This is a genomic window from Micromonospora echinospora, assembly GCF_014203425.1.
GTDB classification, from domain to species: Bacteria; Actinomycetota; Actinomycetes; order Mycobacteriales; family Micromonosporaceae; genus Micromonospora; species Micromonospora echinospora_A.
Genome location: NZ_JACHJC010000001.1, coordinates 3,803,839 through 3,818,856 on the forward strand (window position 1 = coordinate 3,803,839; position 15,018 = coordinate 3,818,856).

The 15,018-nt window shown below is 74.2% G+C and carries 16 protein-coding genes; 11 read left to right on the forward strand and 5 right to left on the reverse strand.

Annotation, left to right across the window (positions count from 1 at the left end; genetic code table 11):
* The first annotated feature begins 109 nt into the window (after positions 1 to 109).
* The 4 genes from FHU28_RS17585 (at position 110) to FHU28_RS17600 (ending at position 3,806) form a co-directional block, all read left to right on the forward strand.
* Entirely contained in the window at positions 110 to 367 is a 258-nt protein-coding gene (locus FHU28_RS17585; protein WP_030502645.1) for a DUF397 domain-containing protein, read from the forward strand.
* A 103-nt stretch (positions 368 to 470) separates the two neighbouring features.
* Complete coding sequence (locus tag FHU28_RS17590) at positions 471 to 1,358, forward strand: helix-turn-helix domain-containing protein (RefSeq protein ID WP_184689654.1); 888 nt, start codon at positions 471 to 473, stop codon at positions 1,356 to 1,358.
* Positions 1,359 to 1,433: 75 nt separating this feature from the next.
* Positions 1,434 to 2,282, forward strand: a complete 849-nt coding sequence (locus tag FHU28_RS17595) for an SAM-dependent methyltransferase (protein ID WP_184685575.1) — start codon at positions 1,434 to 1,436, stop codon at positions 2,280 to 2,282.
* An 84-nt stretch (positions 2,283 to 2,366) separates the two neighbouring features.
* On the forward strand, positions 2,367 to 3,806 hold the full coding sequence (locus FHU28_RS17600; RefSeq protein WP_184685579.1) for a serine/threonine-protein kinase: 1,440 nt from the start codon (positions 2,367 to 2,369) through the stop codon (positions 3,804 to 3,806).
* 22 nt (positions 3,807 to 3,828) lie between these two features.
* Here FHU28_RS17600 and FHU28_RS17605 read toward each other — a convergent pair whose 3' ends face one another.
* Positions 3,829 to 4,521: a carbon-nitrogen hydrolase family protein gene (locus FHU28_RS17605; RefSeq protein ID WP_184685581.1), complete on the reverse strand. Its 693-nt coding sequence runs from the start codon at positions 4,519 to 4,521 to the stop codon at positions 3,829 to 3,831.
* Positions 4,522 to 4,587: 66 nt separating this feature from the next.
* Between FHU28_RS17605 and FHU28_RS17610 the strand changes: the two genes are divergently transcribed.
* On the forward strand, positions 4,588 to 5,373 hold the full coding sequence (locus tag FHU28_RS17610; RefSeq protein ID WP_184685584.1) for a DedA family protein: 786 nt from the start codon (positions 4,588 to 4,590) through the stop codon (positions 5,371 to 5,373).
* Here the strand turns inward: FHU28_RS17610 and FHU28_RS17615 are convergent.
* Together FHU28_RS17615 and gdhA are read right to left on the reverse strand one after the other, a co-directional pair.
* Positions 5,337 to 6,734: an alpha/beta hydrolase family protein gene (locus tag FHU28_RS17615; protein ID WP_184685588.1), complete on the reverse strand. Its 1,398-nt coding sequence runs from the start codon at positions 6,732 to 6,734 to the stop codon at positions 5,337 to 5,339. The genes FHU28_RS17610 and FHU28_RS17615 overlap by 37 nt on opposite strands.
* Before the next feature lie 152 nt (positions 6,735 to 6,886).
* Positions 6,887 to 8,218: an NADP-specific glutamate dehydrogenase gene (gene gdhA, locus FHU28_RS17620; protein WP_184685590.1), complete on the reverse strand. Its 1,332-nt coding sequence runs from the start codon at positions 8,216 to 8,218 to the stop codon at positions 6,887 to 6,889.
* 92 nt (positions 8,219 to 8,310) lie between these two features.
* On the opposite strand from gdhA, the gene FHU28_RS17625 reads away from it, so the two are divergent.
* The 4 genes from FHU28_RS17625 to FHU28_RS17640 are packed head-to-tail and all read left to right on the forward strand — an operon-like array spanning position 8,311 to position 11,219.
* Positions 8,311 to 8,634, forward strand: coding sequence for a MazG-like family protein (locus FHU28_RS17625; RefSeq protein WP_184685592.1), 324 nt, complete (start codon positions 8,311 to 8,313; stop codon positions 8,632 to 8,634).
* Positions 8,635 to 8,690: 56 nt separating this feature from the next.
* A complete protein-coding gene (locus FHU28_RS17630; protein ID WP_184685594.1) occupies positions 8,691 to 9,518 on the forward strand; it encodes a hypothetical protein in 828 nt (275 codons plus the stop codon).
* A 16-nt stretch (positions 9,519 to 9,534) separates the two neighbouring features.
* Entirely contained in the window at positions 9,535 to 10,506 is a 972-nt protein-coding gene (locus FHU28_RS17635) for a pirin family protein (protein ID WP_184685596.1), read from the forward strand.
* Positions 10,507 to 10,550: 44 nt separating this feature from the next.
* Positions 10,551 to 11,219 carry a hypothetical protein gene (locus FHU28_RS17640; RefSeq protein ID WP_184685598.1) on the forward strand — a complete coding sequence of 223 codons (669 nt, stop codon included), beginning with the start codon at positions 10,551 to 10,553 and terminating at the stop codon, positions 11,217 to 11,219.
* 433 nt (positions 11,220 to 11,652) lie between these two features.
* Here the strand turns inward: FHU28_RS17640 and FHU28_RS17645 are convergent, their stop codons facing one another.
* Positions 11,653 to 11,922: a DUF2795 domain-containing protein gene (locus FHU28_RS17645; RefSeq protein WP_030502657.1), complete on the reverse strand. Its 270-nt coding sequence runs from the start codon at positions 11,920 to 11,922 to the stop codon at positions 11,653 to 11,655.
* Between the two features lie 166 nt (positions 11,923 to 12,088).
* Here FHU28_RS17645 and FHU28_RS17650 point away from each other — a divergent pair, with 166 nt between their 5' ends.
* Positions 12,089 to 12,496 carry a DUF2267 domain-containing protein gene (locus tag FHU28_RS17650; RefSeq protein WP_184685600.1) on the forward strand — a complete coding sequence of 136 codons (408 nt, stop codon included), beginning with the start codon at positions 12,089 to 12,091 and terminating at the stop codon, positions 12,494 to 12,496.
* A 15-nt stretch (positions 12,497 to 12,511) separates the two neighbouring features.
* Here FHU28_RS17650 and FHU28_RS17655 read toward each other — a convergent pair whose 3' ends face one another.
* The gene (locus FHU28_RS17655; RefSeq protein ID WP_311773609.1) at positions 12,512 to 13,687 is read right to left on the reverse strand and encodes a CaiB/BaiF CoA transferase family protein; all 1,176 of its coding nucleotides are present in this window, start codon (positions 13,685 to 13,687) and stop codon (positions 12,512 to 12,514) included.
* A gap of 246 nt (positions 13,688 to 13,933) precedes the next feature.
* On the opposite strand from FHU28_RS17655, the gene FHU28_RS17660 reads away from it, so the two are divergent.
* Entirely contained in the window at positions 13,934 to 14,968 is a 1,035-nt protein-coding gene (locus FHU28_RS17660) for a TerC family protein (protein WP_184685604.1), read from the forward strand.
* The last annotated feature ends 50 nt before the right edge of the window (positions 14,969 to 15,018 follow it).

Below are 15,018 nucleotides of genomic sequence, written 5' to 3' on the forward strand. Positions count from 1 at the left end.
CATTGCAGATGCAATAGCAGATGCACGTGCATCTCACTCCTCAGTCGACAGACGTCGCCACCCACCGCTCCTCCCCGCGGCCTCGGCTGGCTCATCCCGAAGGACGCTCATGCAACAACCCCCGAACGGTGTGCCCGTACCCGAGCTGCCCCCGATGCGCTGGTCGAAGAGTCGTCGCAGCAACCCCAGCGGCAACTGCGTCGAGTTGGCCGAGCTGCCCGGCGGCACCGGAATCGCGGTCCGAAACTCCCGGCACCCGGAGGGTCCGGCGTTGATCTACACAGTGGACGAGATCGCCGCCTTCGTGCTCGGCGCGCGCGACGGCGACTTCGACCACCTGATCCCGCCGTCCCGCACACGGGACTGATTCGTCGCTCCGGAGGAGTTCACCTCACTGTCAGTTCATGGCATGCTTACTCGTCGGCCGGGACGGCACCCGGCCGGGGCAGTCGGGATGCGAGGGCGGTCAGGTGGCGACGGTGCCCGTCGAGGGTGGTCCGACAAGCGGGCCCACCGTGCTGCGCATGTTGCTCGGTGGGCAGCTGCGACGGCTGCGTGAGGGGGCGGGGGTCAGCCGGGAGACGGCCGGCTGGGAGATCCGCTCCTCCGAGTCGAAGATCAGCCGGATGGAGCTGGGCCGGGTCGGCTTCAAGGAGCGCGACGTGGCCGACCTGCTCACGCTCTACGGCGTCACCGACGCCGACGAGCGCGAGGCGCTGCTCAAGCTCGCCCGGGACGCGAACAGCCCGGGCTGGTGGCACCGCTACGGCGACGTGCTCCCCGCGTGGTTCCAGGCGTACCTGGGCCTGGAGGCCGCCGCCGCGCTGATCCGCACGTACGAGGTGCAGTTCGTGCCCGGCCTGCTGCAGACCGCCGCGTACGCCCGGGAGGTGATCCTGCTCGGGCACCGCAGCGCGTCGGCGGCGGAGCTGGACCGGCGGGTGGAGCTGCGGATGCAGCGCAAGGAGCTGCTGCGCCGCAGCAACCCGCCGCAGTTGTGGGCGGTGCTCGACGAGGCGGCGCTGCGCCGCCCGATCGGCGGAACCGCGGTGATGCGCGAGCAGTTGGACGCTCTGATCGACGCGACCGCCGCGCCGCACGTACGGCTGCAGGTCGTCCCGTTCTCCGCCGGTGGGCACGCCGCGGCCAGCGGCGCCTTCAGCATCCTGCGCTTCGGCGACGCCGACCTGCCGGACATCGTCTACATCGAGCAGCTGACCAGCGCCATCTACCTGGACAAGCGCGACGACCTCGACTTCTACGCCGAGGCGATGGAACGGCTGTGCGTGGAGGCCGCACCGCCGGAGCGCACCCGGGAGATGCTGGCCCGCCTCCGCGACGAGCTGTACCCCGCCTGACCGGCCCGGCGCCGGGCAGTAGCATGATCCGCACCGGAGACAGTGGACTGTGGCACCCGAGTCGTGGAGGCGGCCTTGACCAGCGACGCACCAGGGACGGCGCCCGGTTCGGGGCCGCTCGGCGACCGGATCGACACGACCGTGGCGCACCCCGCCCGCCGGTACAACTACTGGCTCGGTGGCAAGGACAACTTCCAGGCCGACCGTGACTCCGGCGACGCCATGGCCGCCCGCTTCCCGACGATCCGGATCAGCGCGCTGGAGAACCGGCGGTTCCTGCGCCGCGCGGTGCGTCACCTGGCCGGTGAAGCGGGCATCCGGCAGTTCCTGGACATCGGCACCGGCATCCCCACCGCCGACAACACCCACGAGGTGGCGCAGGCGATCGACCCGCGCGCCCGGGTGGTGTACGTCGACAACGACCCGATCGTGCTGGCCCACGCCCGCGCGCTGCTCACCAGCTCGGCCGACGGCGTCACCGCCTACCTCGACGCGGACCTGCGTGCCCCGGAGCGGATCCTGGCCCACCCCGACCTGCGCCGCACGCTCGACCTGTCGCAGCCGGTGGCGTTGATGCTGCTGGCGGTGCTGCACTTCGTGCCCGACGGCGAGGACCCGTACGCGATCGTCGACACCCTTCTCGACGCGCTGCCCCCGGGCAGTTACCTGGCCGCCTCGCACGCCACCCACGACTACCTTCCGGCGGAGGTGGCCGCCGAGGCGAAGGCGGCGGCCCGGGGCGGTGGCCCGCACGGCGTGATCAACCTGCGCAGCCGGGAGGAGGTCGTGCGCTTCTTCGACGGCCTCGAACTGGTCGAGCCGGGCGTCTGCTCGGTGGCCGAGTGGCGCGCCGACGGCGAGCCGGAGCCGCGGCCGTCGGTGGTCGACGTCAGCATGTACGGCGGGGTCGCTCGCAAGCCCTGACACGGACGGAAGAACGCCGGAACACCGACAAAACGGGGGCGCGGGTTGGTGCGGCCGGTGCCGCACGTGGCAGCCTGGTGAATTATGTCGCCGTTCACGCCCGCTCTGCGCCTGCACGACCGCTACGTCCTGCGCGAGCGCATCGGCCTCGGCGGCATGTCCGAGGTGTGGCGCGCCGACGACGAGGTGCTGCACCGTTCCGTCGCGGTCAAGGCCCTCGCCGGGCAGCTCGCCGCCGACCCGCAACTGCGGGCGGTGATCCAGCGCGAGGCCCGCGCGGCGGCGCGGCTCACCCACCCGCACGTGACCCAGGTGTACGACTACGGCGAGGCGACGCTGGACAGCGGCGTCGTGGTCCCGTACCTGGTGATGGAGCTGGTGGAGGGGCAGACGCTCGCCGATCGGCTGGCCGGCGGGCCGCTGGCCTGGCCGGACGCGGTCCGCACGGCCGGGCAGGTCGCCGGGGCGCTGGCCGCGGCGCACCGCATCGGCGTGGTGCACCGCGACGTCAAGCCGGCGAACGTGATGCTCACCGAGACCGGCGCGAAGGTGCTCGACTTCGGCATCGCCGCGCCCGCCGGCCCGCATCCGGTCACCGGGCACACCGGTGCGCTGCTGATGGGCACCCCCGCCTACTTCGCCCCGGAACGCCTCGACCCGGGCCCGGCGAACCCGGCCGGCGACGTGTACGCGCTCGGCGTGCTGCTGTACCGCAGCCTGACCGGCCGGGCCCCGCTGCCGGTGCGCAGCTGGGACGACGTGCTGGAGGTGCGGCGCAACCGGCCGCCGGTGCCGCCGCCGCGGGTGCCCGGCCTGCCGCCGGAGATTGCCGATCTGGTGCTGGCCTGCCTCGCGGCGGACCCGGAGCGGCGACCCGCAGCGGCCCGGCTCGCCGAGCGTCTCGGCGCGGCGCGGTCGGCGGATCCGCCGACCGCGATCCTGCCCACAGTGGCGCCGGTGACGCACCCGCCGACTCTCGTCGAGCGGTTCCCGGCCGCCACGACCCGCCCGGCCGCGCCGGAGCGTCCCATCCCGCCGCCGCGCCCGGCCGTCTCCTCGAAGCGGCTGTTCGGGCTGCTCGTCGCCGGCGCCGTGGTGCTGTTGCTCGCGGTGGTCGGCTCGCTGCTGTGGGGCGACGGCTCCGGCGCCCCGCCGGCCGCCGCGCCCACGGCCGGCCCGTCGACGCGCGCGGCCGAGCCGCCCGCCCCCGAGCCCAGCAGCGCCGCGCCGCCGTCGACGGTGCCCGAACCGGTGACGCTGCGTCAGCTCGGCGACCGGTTCGACGAGCTGCTCGACCGGGCCGAGTCGATCGGGCTGATCGACCGCAAGACCGCCGACGACCTGCGCAAGAAGGCCGCCGAGCTGGACCGGGGCAAGCCGAAGGACCGGGACAAGCGGGTCGAGGACCTGCGCGAGAAGATCGAGGACGCCGCCGAGGACGACAAGATCGATCGCGTCACCGCCGCCGGGCTGCGCAAGCTGCTCGACGGCTACGAGCGGCTGCGCGGCGGGGACGAGGGCTGAGACGCCCGGCGGTCTCTCGTCCTCAGTGCAGGGTTCCGGTGACCACCTCGCCGGCGCCTGTGCCGGCGCGGACCACCGGCTCACCCGCCGGTGACCAGATCCCCGAACCACCCGCGGCACGCGCGTACCCGCCTCCGGTCGAGCCGGCGAAGCTGGCCGTCACCACCCACACGCCGTGCGCGGCGGCGACCCGGCGGGCACGTTCGTCCGGCACCGCCGCGTCGTCGGCGGACTCCAGCACCCCGGCCAGGTAGGCGTCCGCGCCCAGGGCCACCGTCGCCGCCGCGTGCTCCGGCGTGCCGGTGTCCTTGCAGACCGCCAGGCCCAGCCGCCAGCCGTCCACATCGAGCACCGCCGGCTCCCGGCCCGGCCGCATGTGCCGCGGCTCCGCGCCGCCCAGGCACATCTTCCGGTACGCCACCCGCACGCCCTCGCCGTCGACCGCGAGCACCCCGATGTGCGGCCCGGGCACCGGCGCGCCGGCCAGCGCCAGCGTCCCGGTCCCGGCGCACGCCGCGCGCAGCGGCGCGAGCCGGGGATCGTCCGGGTCCAGCGGCGCGGCCGTCAGCTCGTACCCGGTCAGTGACATCTCCGGGAAGACCACCACCCGGGCCGACGCGGCGCGTACGGCGTCGGCGTGCCGTGCCGCGTTGCCCTCGACGTCGTCGGAGAGGGTGAGCGGCTGGGCGACCGCGATCCGCAACGGCGTACGCATGCCGCACACGATAATGGTTCCCATCACGCGTGGCCGTCCACGGCTTCGCCCCGTAACGTTGGTCGGATGATCGGAAACGCACAGCTGCTCGCCGGCCCCCGGGTGAGCGCCGCGCGGGCGGCAGAGCCGTCCGGTGACGGGGTTACCGGGTGGGTCACCGGCCTGATGGAACGGCTCGGCGGTCCCGGCGCCGGGCTCGCGGTGGCGCTGGAGAACCTGTTCCCGCCCATCCCCAGCGAGGTGATCCTGCCGCTGGCCGGCTTCACCGCGAGCCAGGGCCGGATGAGCCTGGTCGGCGCGATCTTCTGGACCACACTCGGGTCGATCGTGGGCGCGCTGGCGCTCTACTACATCGGCGCGGCGCTGGGGCGGGACCGGATGCGCGCCCTCGCCGCGCGGCTGCCGCTGATCAAGCTGGAGGACGTGGACCGCACCGAGGCGTGGTTCCTGCGCCACGGCGTCAAGGCGGTGTTCTTCGGCCGGATGATTCCGATCTTCCGCAGTCTCATCTCCATCCCGGCCGGGGTGGAACGGATGCCGGTGCCGGTGTTCCTGCTCTACACCGCGCTGGGCAGCCTGATCTGGAACACCACGTTCGTGCTGGCCGGGTACCTGCTCGGTGAGCAGTGGCATGTGGTCGAGGCGTACGCCGGCACGTTCCAGAAGGTCGTGATCGTGGCGGTGATCGCCGGGTTCTGCTGGTTCGTGGTCAGCCGGGTCCGCCGCTCGCGCCGGACCGCCCTCGCGGCGGACCCGACCCCGGTGCCGGAGTCGGCACCGGCGCCGGAGTCGGAGTCGGCCCGGCAGGGCACTGTCTACCGGGGCGGCTGGTACGGCCGCGAGGAGGGCTGAGCCGGGCAGGCCGGATAGAGCGGGCGGGTGCCGGCGCCGGCGGCCCGGGCGGCGTGGTCGCTGAACCGGCAGCCGAAGTCCGGCGCCGCCACCGCTCGCGCGTCGGTGACCGGGTCACCGGCCGGGCGCTTCCCGGTACGCACCCAGCGGGTCAGGTCGTCCCAGGCGGCGCCGGCCTCGGCCGGGCTGAACTCGCAGTGCTGCGCGGTACGGACGGCCCGCTGCACCAGCAGCCGGGACCGGCCGTGCCGGGCCACGTCCCGGGCGTACGCCTGCTCCATGCCGAACGGCACGAACAGGTCACCGAGCCCGTGCAGGCTCAGCACCGGCGCGGTGGGCCGCCCGGCGATCCGGGGCACCTCGGTCAGGGCCGGCGAGAGCCGCTGGCGCAGGTTCTCCGGCGCGACCCGCTGCACCGTGGCGTCGAGGTTCACCGGCTGGTTCGGGGCGTACCTGGTGAACAGGTTCGTGGCGAGCTGACCGGGGCGCCGGGCGGGGGAGCCGTCCGTCTCGCTGACCGCGATGCCGAACAGGAAGTCCTTCCACACCGCGAACGCGGCGTCGGCGCCCGGCCGCGGCCCGCCGGAGCGCGCCACGGTGACCGCGCGCAGCTGCTTGCCGAGCGCGTTGGTGGTGTCCGGGCCGCCCGGGCTCAGCCCGGCCAGGCCGAGCGTGACCTGGATCCGGGGCACCGCCGAGGTCAGGTAGTCCGGCGGCGTCGGGTACGCGCGCACCCCGGCCAGCGCCTGCGCCACCAGGTTGTAGTCCAGGAAGAAGTCGAACAGCTCCTGGTCGCCGAGCACCCCGCACATCGGCAGCGCCCCGGCGTAGTAGCCGGGGTACTGCTCCAGCGAGCGGCCGATGACGTGACCGCCCATCGACACCCCGGCGGCGAGCACCCGATGCGGGCGGCGGACGGTACGGCTGAACAGGTCGGCGAGGGCGCGGGTGCTGCGCACGCCGGAGCGCACGTCGTAGCCGTTGCGGTCGTACGACGACGACGCCCACGCGTACCCCTGCGCCACCAGGCGCTGCCGCAGGTCGAAGCCGGGCGGCTCCGGCGACAGCTCGGTGCCCTGGCCGCGGTAGCCGTGCGCCCACATCACCAGCTCGCCGTTCCAGCGCGCGGGGATCTCGATGATGTATCCGGCGTTGGCGTGCACGCCCTGCCGCACGGTGGTGGCGGCCCCGCCGACGACGAGCGGTGGCAGCGGCGGGTTGACGATGGTGTAGCCGGGCAGCGGGCCGCTGCCGTCGTCGCGGCCGGTGGCGGCGGCGGGGGCCGCGCCGGTGAGGCCGAGCGTCAAGGCGAGGGCCACTCCGACGGCGAGCAGCCGGCGGCGGACGGGTGAGGGCTGCATCGCTGCTCCCCGGGGGACGGGTGCCACCCCGGGACGGGGGCGACGACGCGGGACGGATGCCTACCGGCCGGTAGCGCCCTGAACCTAGGCCGGGCTTCGAGAGCTGTCAATCACTGACTGAGCGCGCCGTCAGCGCCCGTCCCGGGGCCGGTTCACACCAGGCCGTGCGCCAACATCGCCTCGGCCACCCGCCGGAACCCCTGGATGTTCGCGCCGGCCACGTAGTCGCCCGGCAGGCCGAACTCCTCCGCGGTCGCCCAGCACCGGTCGTGCACGTCCCGCATGATCTCGCGCAGCCGCTGCTCCGACTCGCCGAACGTCCACGTGTCGCGGCTGGCGTTCTGCTGCATCTCCAGCCCGCTCACCGCCACGCCGCCGGCGTTGGCCGCCTTGCCCGGCGCGAACCGCACCCCGGCCCGGCCGAGGATCCGCACCGCCTCCGGCGTGGTGGGCATGTTCGCCCCCTCCACCACCGCGACGCAGCCGCCCGCGACCAGCGCGGCGGCCTCCGCGCCGCCGATCTCGTTCTGCGTGGCGCAGGGCAGCGCCAGGTCGCAGGGCACCTCCCAGACGTTGCGGTCCGGGACCGCGACGGCGTTGCGCGCGTGCTCGGCGTACTCGGCCAGCCGCCCCCGGCGCTGCTCCTTCAGCTCCCGCAGCAGCGCCAGGTCGATGCCCTTCTCGTCGACCACGTAGCCGCCGGAGTCGGAGCACGCCACCACCGTGCCGCCGAGCTGGTGCACCTTCTCGATCGCGTAGATGGCGACGTTGCCGGAGCCGGACACCACCACCCGCTTGCCCTCCAGGCTGTCACCCGCCTGCCGGAGCATCTCGTCGGCGAAGAACACCGCGCCGTACCCGGTCGCCTCCCGGCGCGCCTGCGCGCCCCCGTACGCCAGGCCCTTGCCGGTGAGCACGCCCGCGTCGTACCGGTTGGTGATCCGCTTGTACTGCCCGAACAGGTAGCCGATCTCCCGGCCACCCACCCCGATGTCACCGGCCGGCACGTCGGTCTGCGGGCCGATGTGCCGGTACAGCTCGGTCATGAAGCTCTGGCAGAACCGCATCACCTCGCGGTCGGAGCGACCCTTCGGGTCGAAGTCCGCGCCGCCCTTGCCGCCGCCGATCGCCAGGCCGGTCAGCGCGTTCTTGAAGATCTGCTCGAATCCGAGGAACTTCACGATGCCCAGGTAGACCGACGGGTGGAAGCGCAGGCCGCCCTTGAACGGGCCGAGCGCGCTGTTGAACTCCACCCGGAAGCCGCGGTTCACCCGTACCCGGCCCTGGTCGTCCTCCCACGGCACCCGGAAGATGACCTGCCGCTCGGGCTCGCAGACCCGCTCGACCACCTCGGCGTACTCGGGATGCCGGGCCAGGGCCGGACCGATGCTCTCCAGCACCTCACGGACCGCCTGGTGGAACTCGGGCTCTCCCGGGTTCCGGGCGACCACGCCGGCGAACACCGACTCGACGATCTCCGGCATCACGGGCACCTCCTCTCGCCTCGCACACCGGCCCTGCGACCGGCGTCGCCCCAGGATACGAACGGTTTGAGCGGTCAGGTTCACTGGTCGCCGTGGACGCCACCATCTGGACAACGGCGCGGGACGCGCGCGCCTGGCTGGACGCCGCGAACGGCAGCGGCGACACCGAACTGACCTGTCGCATCCTCAAGATCGGCGAGGAGGCCGGCGAGGTCGCCGCGGCCTGGATCGGCCTGCTCGGCCAGAACCCGCGTAAGGGCGTGACGCACACCCGCGAGGAGGTCGCCGCCGAGTTGGCCGACGTGGCGTTCACCGCGCTCGTCGCCATCGAGAGCCTCGGCCTGGACGCCCACGCCGTGCTGACCGCGTGCGCCGCCAAGGTGCGCTCCCGTACCGCTGGGGCGGAAAAGGAGTGAACCGACTGGGAAACGGACACGTATGACCCGTTGGGGACCGGCGAGAGGGGATGCCCATGACCACATCCGAGGACGACCCCGGCCTGACCCGACCCCGCTGGTCCGGCGCGGCCCGCCTGCTGGCCGCCGCCGCCGCGCTGGTGGTGGTGCTCGGCGGGGTGGCCGTGGCGGTGACCCTGTCCAACCCGGGCCGGCTCGGCGTGGTCTTCTCCGGCGGCGCGCCCCCGTCGCCGGCCACCGGCGCCGGAGGTGTGGGCGCGGCCGAGGCCGCAGGGGCGCAGACGCTCGCCGCGCCCCGGGCCGGCCGGCAGCGCGCCGAGTTCGAGCTGACCGACGGCCTGACCCGGTTCACCCTGCGGACCGCCGACCTCGGCGCCGACCTGTACCGCATCGACGTGCCCGAGGACGCCGGGGTCACGCCGCGCCCGCTGATGGTCGGGGACCGGGTCCGCCTGCGGATCGAGGAGAACGGACGCCGAGGGCCGGCCGCCGTCGACGTGGTGCTCAACTCCCGGGTCACCTGGCGGTTGCGGCTCGTCGGCGGCGTCAGCGAGCAGCGGCTCGACCTCGGCGAAGCCCGGCTCGCCGGGATCGACCTGGTCGGCGGCGCCTCGCGTACCCGGCTGCTGCTGCCCCGGCTGAACGGCTCGCTCACCGTCCGGATGACCGGCGGGGTCAGCGAGCTGACCGTCACCGTGCCCGGCGGGCCGCCGGTCCGGGTGCGGGTCGCCGCCGGGGCCGGCTCGTTGACCGTCTACGACGAGCGGCACGGCGGGATCGCCGCCGGGGACCTGGTCAGCTCACCGGGCTGGGACCGGGCGGCCGACCGGCTCTACCTCGACCTGGCCGCGGGCGCGAACGCGGTGAGCGTCACGGCGGACTGAGCGTACAGTCGGGGCGGTGGACCGCACCGAATCCCTGCCCGCCCAGACTCTCCCGCCCGGCGTCGGCCCGACCGACCCCGGCAGCGTGCTGCTGCCGGGGCACGACGTACCCCTCGGCCGCTACACCACGGTGCGTCGGCTGCTGCCCCAGCGGCAGCGCCGGATGGTGGGCGCCTGGTGCTTCGTCGACCACTTCGGGCCCGACGACGTCGCCGACCGGCCCGGCATGGAGGTGCCGCCGCACCCGCACACCGGGCTGCAGACCGTCACCTGGCTGCTCGACGGGGAGATCCTGCACCGCGACAGCCTCGGCAACGTCCAGCCCATCCGCCCCGGCCAGCTCAACGTGATGACCTCCGGGCGCGGCATCGCGCACTCCGAGCGTTCCCCGCTGGTGCACCCGCCGCTGATGCACGGCGTACAACTCTGGGTGGCGCTGCCCGACCCCGCGCGCGCCGGTGACCCGGACTTCGCCCACCACGCCGACCTGCCCCGCTGGCGCGACGGCGACCTGGACGTCACGTTGCTCGTCGGCGAGTTCGGTGGGCATCGCTCGCCCGCCGTCGTGCACACCCCGCTGGTCGGCGCGCAGCTCGAGGTCCGCGGCGCGGTGCCGGCCACGCTGTCGCTGCGTCCGGACTTCGAGTACGCGCTGCTGGCCATGTCCGGCGCCGCCGACTGCGACGGCACGGCGCTGGCCCCCGGCGCGCTGCTCTACCTGGGCCGCGGCCGGAGCGCGCTGACGCTGAGCGCCGAACCGGGCACCCGGCTGCTGCTGCTCGGCGGCACCCCGTTCGACGAGCCGCTGGTGATGTGGTGGAACTTCGTGGGCCGCTCGCACGAGGAGGTCGTGGCCGCCCGGGAGGACTGGATGGCCGGTCGCCGCTTCGGCGTGGTCGCCGACGACGCGGCGCCGCCGCTGCCCGCGCCCGCGCTGCCCACCACCCGGCTCAAGGCCCGCGACCGCAGTGGCGGCGTAGGCGGCTGACCGCCGTACCCGAATGCCGGGCCGTCGCCTGGGTAGTCGGCGGCATGCCGACAAAGACCGCCCCGCGCGACGTCGCGGACAAGAAGCGGCTCGCCCGCCGGCTCGCCGGGGACGGCCGCGGGTTCGCCGAGTGCTTCGGGTTCCGGGTGACGAACAACCCGGCCCAGTTGTTCCAGGTCCTCTACCTGTCGGTCCTGCTGGCCCGGCGGGGCGACTTCCACCGCGCGATCGACGCGGCCACGGCGCTGCGGGACGCCGGCTGGGACACGGCGGCGCGGATGGCCCGGTCCCGCCACGAGGACCGGGTACGCGTGCTGCGCGCCGCCGGGCTGCGCGGCGATCTGGCCGGGCTCGCCGACACGCTCGGCGACCTGGCCCGCACGCTCGTCGACACGTACCGGGGCGACCTGCGCCGGCTGCGTACCGCCGCGCGCCAGGACCCGGCGGGGGAGCGGCGGTTGCTTATCGCTCTGCCCGGAGTGGACGACGAGGTGTGCGACCTGTTCCTGCGCGAGGCGCAGGCGCTGTGGCGCGAGGCGGCGCCGGTGGCCGACCGGCGAGCGCTCGCGGCGGCCCGCCGGCTCGGCCTGGGCCGTACCGCCGGCGACCTCGCAGGGCTGGCCGGCAGCGGCGAGTCGGAACGACTGTCGTGGCTGGTCGGAGCGCTGGCGCGAGTGGACCTGGAGCGGCGGTACGCCGAGGTGACCGCCTGAGCGCGGGCGTGCGCCCGGCCACAGTTTCGCGATTCTCACCCGTTCGGCTGATGTTGCGTCGTATGATGGTCGTGGCAGCGATGCCCCGCCCGGTTCGGGCGAACATCTCACCGCTCTGCGGTCGCGACCCGGTTCGGGCGTGAACCGCTGGGGAAAGGTGCTGCGTGGCGCCCCAGGTCGCGGTTCGTGACTTGGGGCGCTCGCCTGTCCCGGGCCTGCCGCACCGCGGCGCACGAACGCGAGCCCGAGCCGAGGCACGGGCACCCTTGGCCACGACTGCCCATCCGCGGCGGCACGAACGGGCCGCCGGCGAACCGGACGCGCGACCGCCCACCTGCGACGTCACGCGCCACCGTCCGCGCGCGACGGTCGTGCTCGTGCCGGGCACGCCGAGGCCGGCGGCCGTGTCGCCCGCCGGCTCTCCCCGCGGTGCTCAGATGCCGCGCAGATGCTGCGAGACGCGCGGGTGGTTGTCCCGGGCCTGCGCCGCGCGCTGCGAGCGGCTCACCTCGGGCGCCGCGTCGATGCCGGCCGAGCGGGCCACCTCGGTGCCGTTGGCGTAGTCCACCGGGGGCAGCGCCCGCAACGCCCGCAACACGTCCGGCGGCGCGCCCTCCCGCTCCGCCTCGCGGATGACGTCGTCCTTCCCGGCCGGATAGTCCAGCGCGGACAGGTACTCCAGGACGTCCGAGTAACTCGCCATCAGTCGGGCTCCTCGCGGCAGTAGTTGGGGTCACGACCGGGCGGCGGTTACCCGTCGCGCCGCCGCTCACGCCCGCCGCCGCGGAAAACGTGCCGCCCTTGGCGGAGCCGTTTCCGCAGCGCCGGGGCGGGTAGCCGCGGTGGGCGCACCGAAGGGGGTACCACCGATGCACTACCTGACCTTCGTGGGCCGGGTCGCCCGGCTCACCGGCACCAGCGAGGACCGGGCCGCCACGCTCACCGCGGCCACGCTGGAGACGTTCGCGCAGCGGCTGACCGGTGGCGAGGTGCTGGACCTGGCCGCGCAACTGCCGAAACCGCTGCAAGGGCTGCTCAGCCCGTACCCGCGTGACGAGGCGGCCGACCGGTTCGGCGCGGCCGAGTTCGTCGCCCGGGTCGCCCGCCGCGCCGACTGCGACGAGAACACCGCCCGGGACGCGGTCCGCGCGGTGTTCACCACGCTGCGCGAGGCGATCGGCGGCGGGGAGTTCCAGGACGTCGTGGTCCAGTTCCCCCGCGACTACCGCGACATGGTGGAACCGGCCCTCGCCCCGGCAGCCACGCACCGGCGCTGACCCGGCCGGCAGCGATCAGGCGATCACACCGGCGGCGCGCAGCGCGGCGATCCGGCCGGCGTCCACCCCGGCGGCCTCGGCGAGCACCTCGTCGGTGTGCTCGCCCGGTCTCGGCGGCGGTCGCCGCACACTGGTCGGGGTGGCCGAGAAGCGCGGCGCGGGCGCGGGCTGGGTGACCCCGTCCGGCGCGACGAAGGCGTCCCGGGCGCGCAGGTGCGGGTGCTCCGGCGCCTCGGCCCAGTCGAGCACCGGCGCCACGCAGGCGTCCGTGCCGGCCAGCAGCTCCGTCCACTCGTCCCGGGTGCGGGTGCGGAACAGCCGCGCCCAGGCGGCCCGCAACGCCGGCCAGTTCGCCGGGTCGTCCCGGTCCAGGGCGCCGCCGTCCGGCGCGTCGTCGCCGTCCAGCGGGAAACCGGTGAGCCGGACCAGCTCGGCGTAGAACTGCGGCTCCAGCGCGCCCACCGCCACGTACCGCCCGTCGGCGCACTCGTACGTGTCGTAGAAGGGCGCGCCGCCGTCGAGCAGGTTCACCCCGCGCGGGTCCTGCCACAGCCCGATGCCACGCAGCGCGTGGATCTGGGTCGCCAGCACCGACACGCCGTCCACGATGGCGGCGTCGACCACCTGGCCGGGCGCGCCGCCGCGCACCGCGTGCAGCGCCGCGACCACGCCGAGGGCCAGCATCATGCCGCCGCCGCCGAAGTCGCCGAGCAGGTTCATCGGCGGCACCGGACGCTCACCGGCCCGGCCCACCCCGTGCAGCGCGCCGGTCAGCGCCAGGTAGTCGATGTCGTGCCCGGCGCTGTGGGCGAGCGGGCCGTCCTGCCCCCAGCCGGTCATCCGCCCGTACACCAGCTTGGGGTTGACGGCGAGACAGTCGTCCGGGCCGAGGCCGAGCCGCTCGGTCACCCCCGGCCGGAAGCCCTCCACCAGAGCGTCCGCCCCGGCGACGAGCGCCAGCACCAGGTCGCGGCCCGCGGGCTGCTTCAGGTCCACCGCGACCGAGCGGCGGTTGCGGTTCAGCAGGTCGCCCGGGAAGGCGCCGAAGCTGCCGCTGCCGAGCCGGTCGACCCGCACCACGTCCGCGCCGAGATCGGCCAGCATCATCGCCGCGAACGGCCCGGGCCCGATCCCGGCCAGCTCGATCACCCGTACGCCGGTCAGCGGTCCCTGATTGGTCACCCGCGTCACCCTAGGGGCCGCGATGACCTGGCGCCATGCCCGTCCTCCCCGGCACAGCTGTTGACCAGGGCAAGCATCTGTGTCCCGACTTGGCGTCCGCTCCGGCGGTGACCTAGCCTTGTGCAGGCGAGGGGAGTACTTCCCACGAATCATTCCGGTCAGTACGGCAAGCCGCCGAGGCGAGCCCCGGGTGGTTGCCCACGAAAGCGTGGGTGAAGGAGACCTCGAACATGACACGGTGTTCGAGGAGGTTCCATGCCCGAATTGTCTCCCCTGGCTGCGTCCGAGCTGTCGTCGGTCGGTACGCCCACGCTCTGGGCGGTGACGATCGTCGGCGTGCTCGTGCTGCTGGTGCTGGATTTCCTGGTCACCCGCAAGCCGCACGAGGTCTCCATGCGCGAGGCCCTGCGCTGGTCGGCCTTCTACATCGCCCTGCCCCTGGCCTTCGGCGCCTGGATCTGGTGGCGCTGGGGCAGCCAGCAGGGCATCGAGTACCTCACCGGTTACCTGGTCGAGAAGTCGCTGTCGGTCGACAACCTGTTCGTCTTCATGCTGCTGCTCGCCGCGTTCGCCGTGCCCTCCGTGCTGGCCCAGCGGGTGCTGCTCTACGGCATCGCGGGCGCCCTGGTGCTGCGCGGCGTGTTCATCGCGCTCGGCGCCGCCGCGCTCAAGACGCTCGACTTCGCCTTCCTGCTCTTCGCGCTCATCCTCATCGCCACCGCGGTGAAGCTGCTGCGCGACGCCCTCAGCGGGCACGAGCAGGAGGTCGACATCAACAAGATGCGGTCGGTACGACTGCTGCGCAAGGTCATGCCGGTGGTCGACGACTACCACGGCACCCGCATGACGATCATGCAGAACGGCCGCCGGGCGCTCACCCCGTTCGCGCTCGTCGTCGTCGCGGTGCTGGCCACCGACATCGTGTTCGCCGTCGACTCGGTGCCCGCCGTCTACGGCATCACCGAGGACCCGTACCTGGTCTTCGCCACGAACGCCTTCGCGCTGCTGGGCCTGCGGGCGCTCTACTTCGTGCTGCACGCCGCGCTGAGCCGGCTCGTGCACCTCAGCTACGGCCTGGCCGCCATCCTGGCGTTCATCGGCCTCAAGCTCGGCCTGCACTGGGCGCACGGCATCTGGAAGGGCGTGCCGGAGATCCCGACGCTCGCCTCGCTCGGCGTGATCATCGGCGTCCTGGTGATCGTCACCATCACCAGCCTCCGGGCCACCCGGGACAGCGGCGACGGCAAGCGCACAGTCGTGCACGAGGTGCAGGGCGGAGGCGGCGCCTGACTCGGTGGGAACCGCTGCCCCGGCACGGCCGGCGGTGGTACGACTGACGG

Bases quoted from the DNA above. Each gene is read 5' to 3' on its own strand.
- FHU28_RS17615 (WP_184685588.1), bottom strand. From the start codon at position 6,734: ATGCAGCCCTCACCCGTCCGCCGCCGGCTGCTCGCCGTCGGAGTGGCC.
- FHU28_RS17630 (WP_184685594.1), top strand. From the start codon at position 8,691: ATGACCACATCCGAGGACGACCCCGGCCTGACCCGACCCCGCTGGTCC.
- FHU28_RS17650 (WP_184685600.1), top strand. From the start codon at position 12,089: ATGCACTACCTGACCTTCGTGGGCCGGGTCGCCCGGCTCACCGGCACC.
- FHU28_RS17640 (WP_184685598.1), top strand. From the start codon at position 10,551: ATGCCGACAAAGACCGCCCCGCGCGACGTCGCGGACAAGAAGCGGCTC.
- FHU28_RS17645 (WP_030502657.1), bottom strand. From the start codon at position 11,922: ATGGCGAGTTACTCGGACGTCCTGGAGTACCTGTCCGCGCTGGACTAT.
- FHU28_RS17600 (WP_184685579.1), top strand. From the start codon at position 2,367: ATGTCGCCGTTCACGCCCGCTCTGCGCCTGCACGACCGCTACGTCCTG.
- FHU28_RS17605 (WP_184685581.1), bottom strand. From the start codon at position 4,521: ATGCGTACGCCGTTGCGGATCGCGGTCGCCCAGCCGCTCACCCTCTCC.
- gdhA (WP_184685590.1), bottom strand. From the start codon at position 8,218: ATGCCGGAGATCGTCGAGTCGGTGTTCGCCGGCGTGGTCGCCCGGAAC.
- FHU28_RS17660 (WP_184685604.1), top strand. From the start codon at position 13,934: ATGCCCGAATTGTCTCCCCTGGCTGCGTCCGAGCTGTCGTCGGTCGGT.
- FHU28_RS17585 (WP_030502645.1), top strand. From the start codon at position 110: ATGCAACAACCCCCGAACGGTGTGCCCGTACCCGAGCTGCCCCCGATG.
- FHU28_RS17610 (WP_184685584.1), top strand. From the start codon at position 4,588: ATGATCGGAAACGCACAGCTGCTCGCCGGCCCCCGGGTGAGCGCCGCG.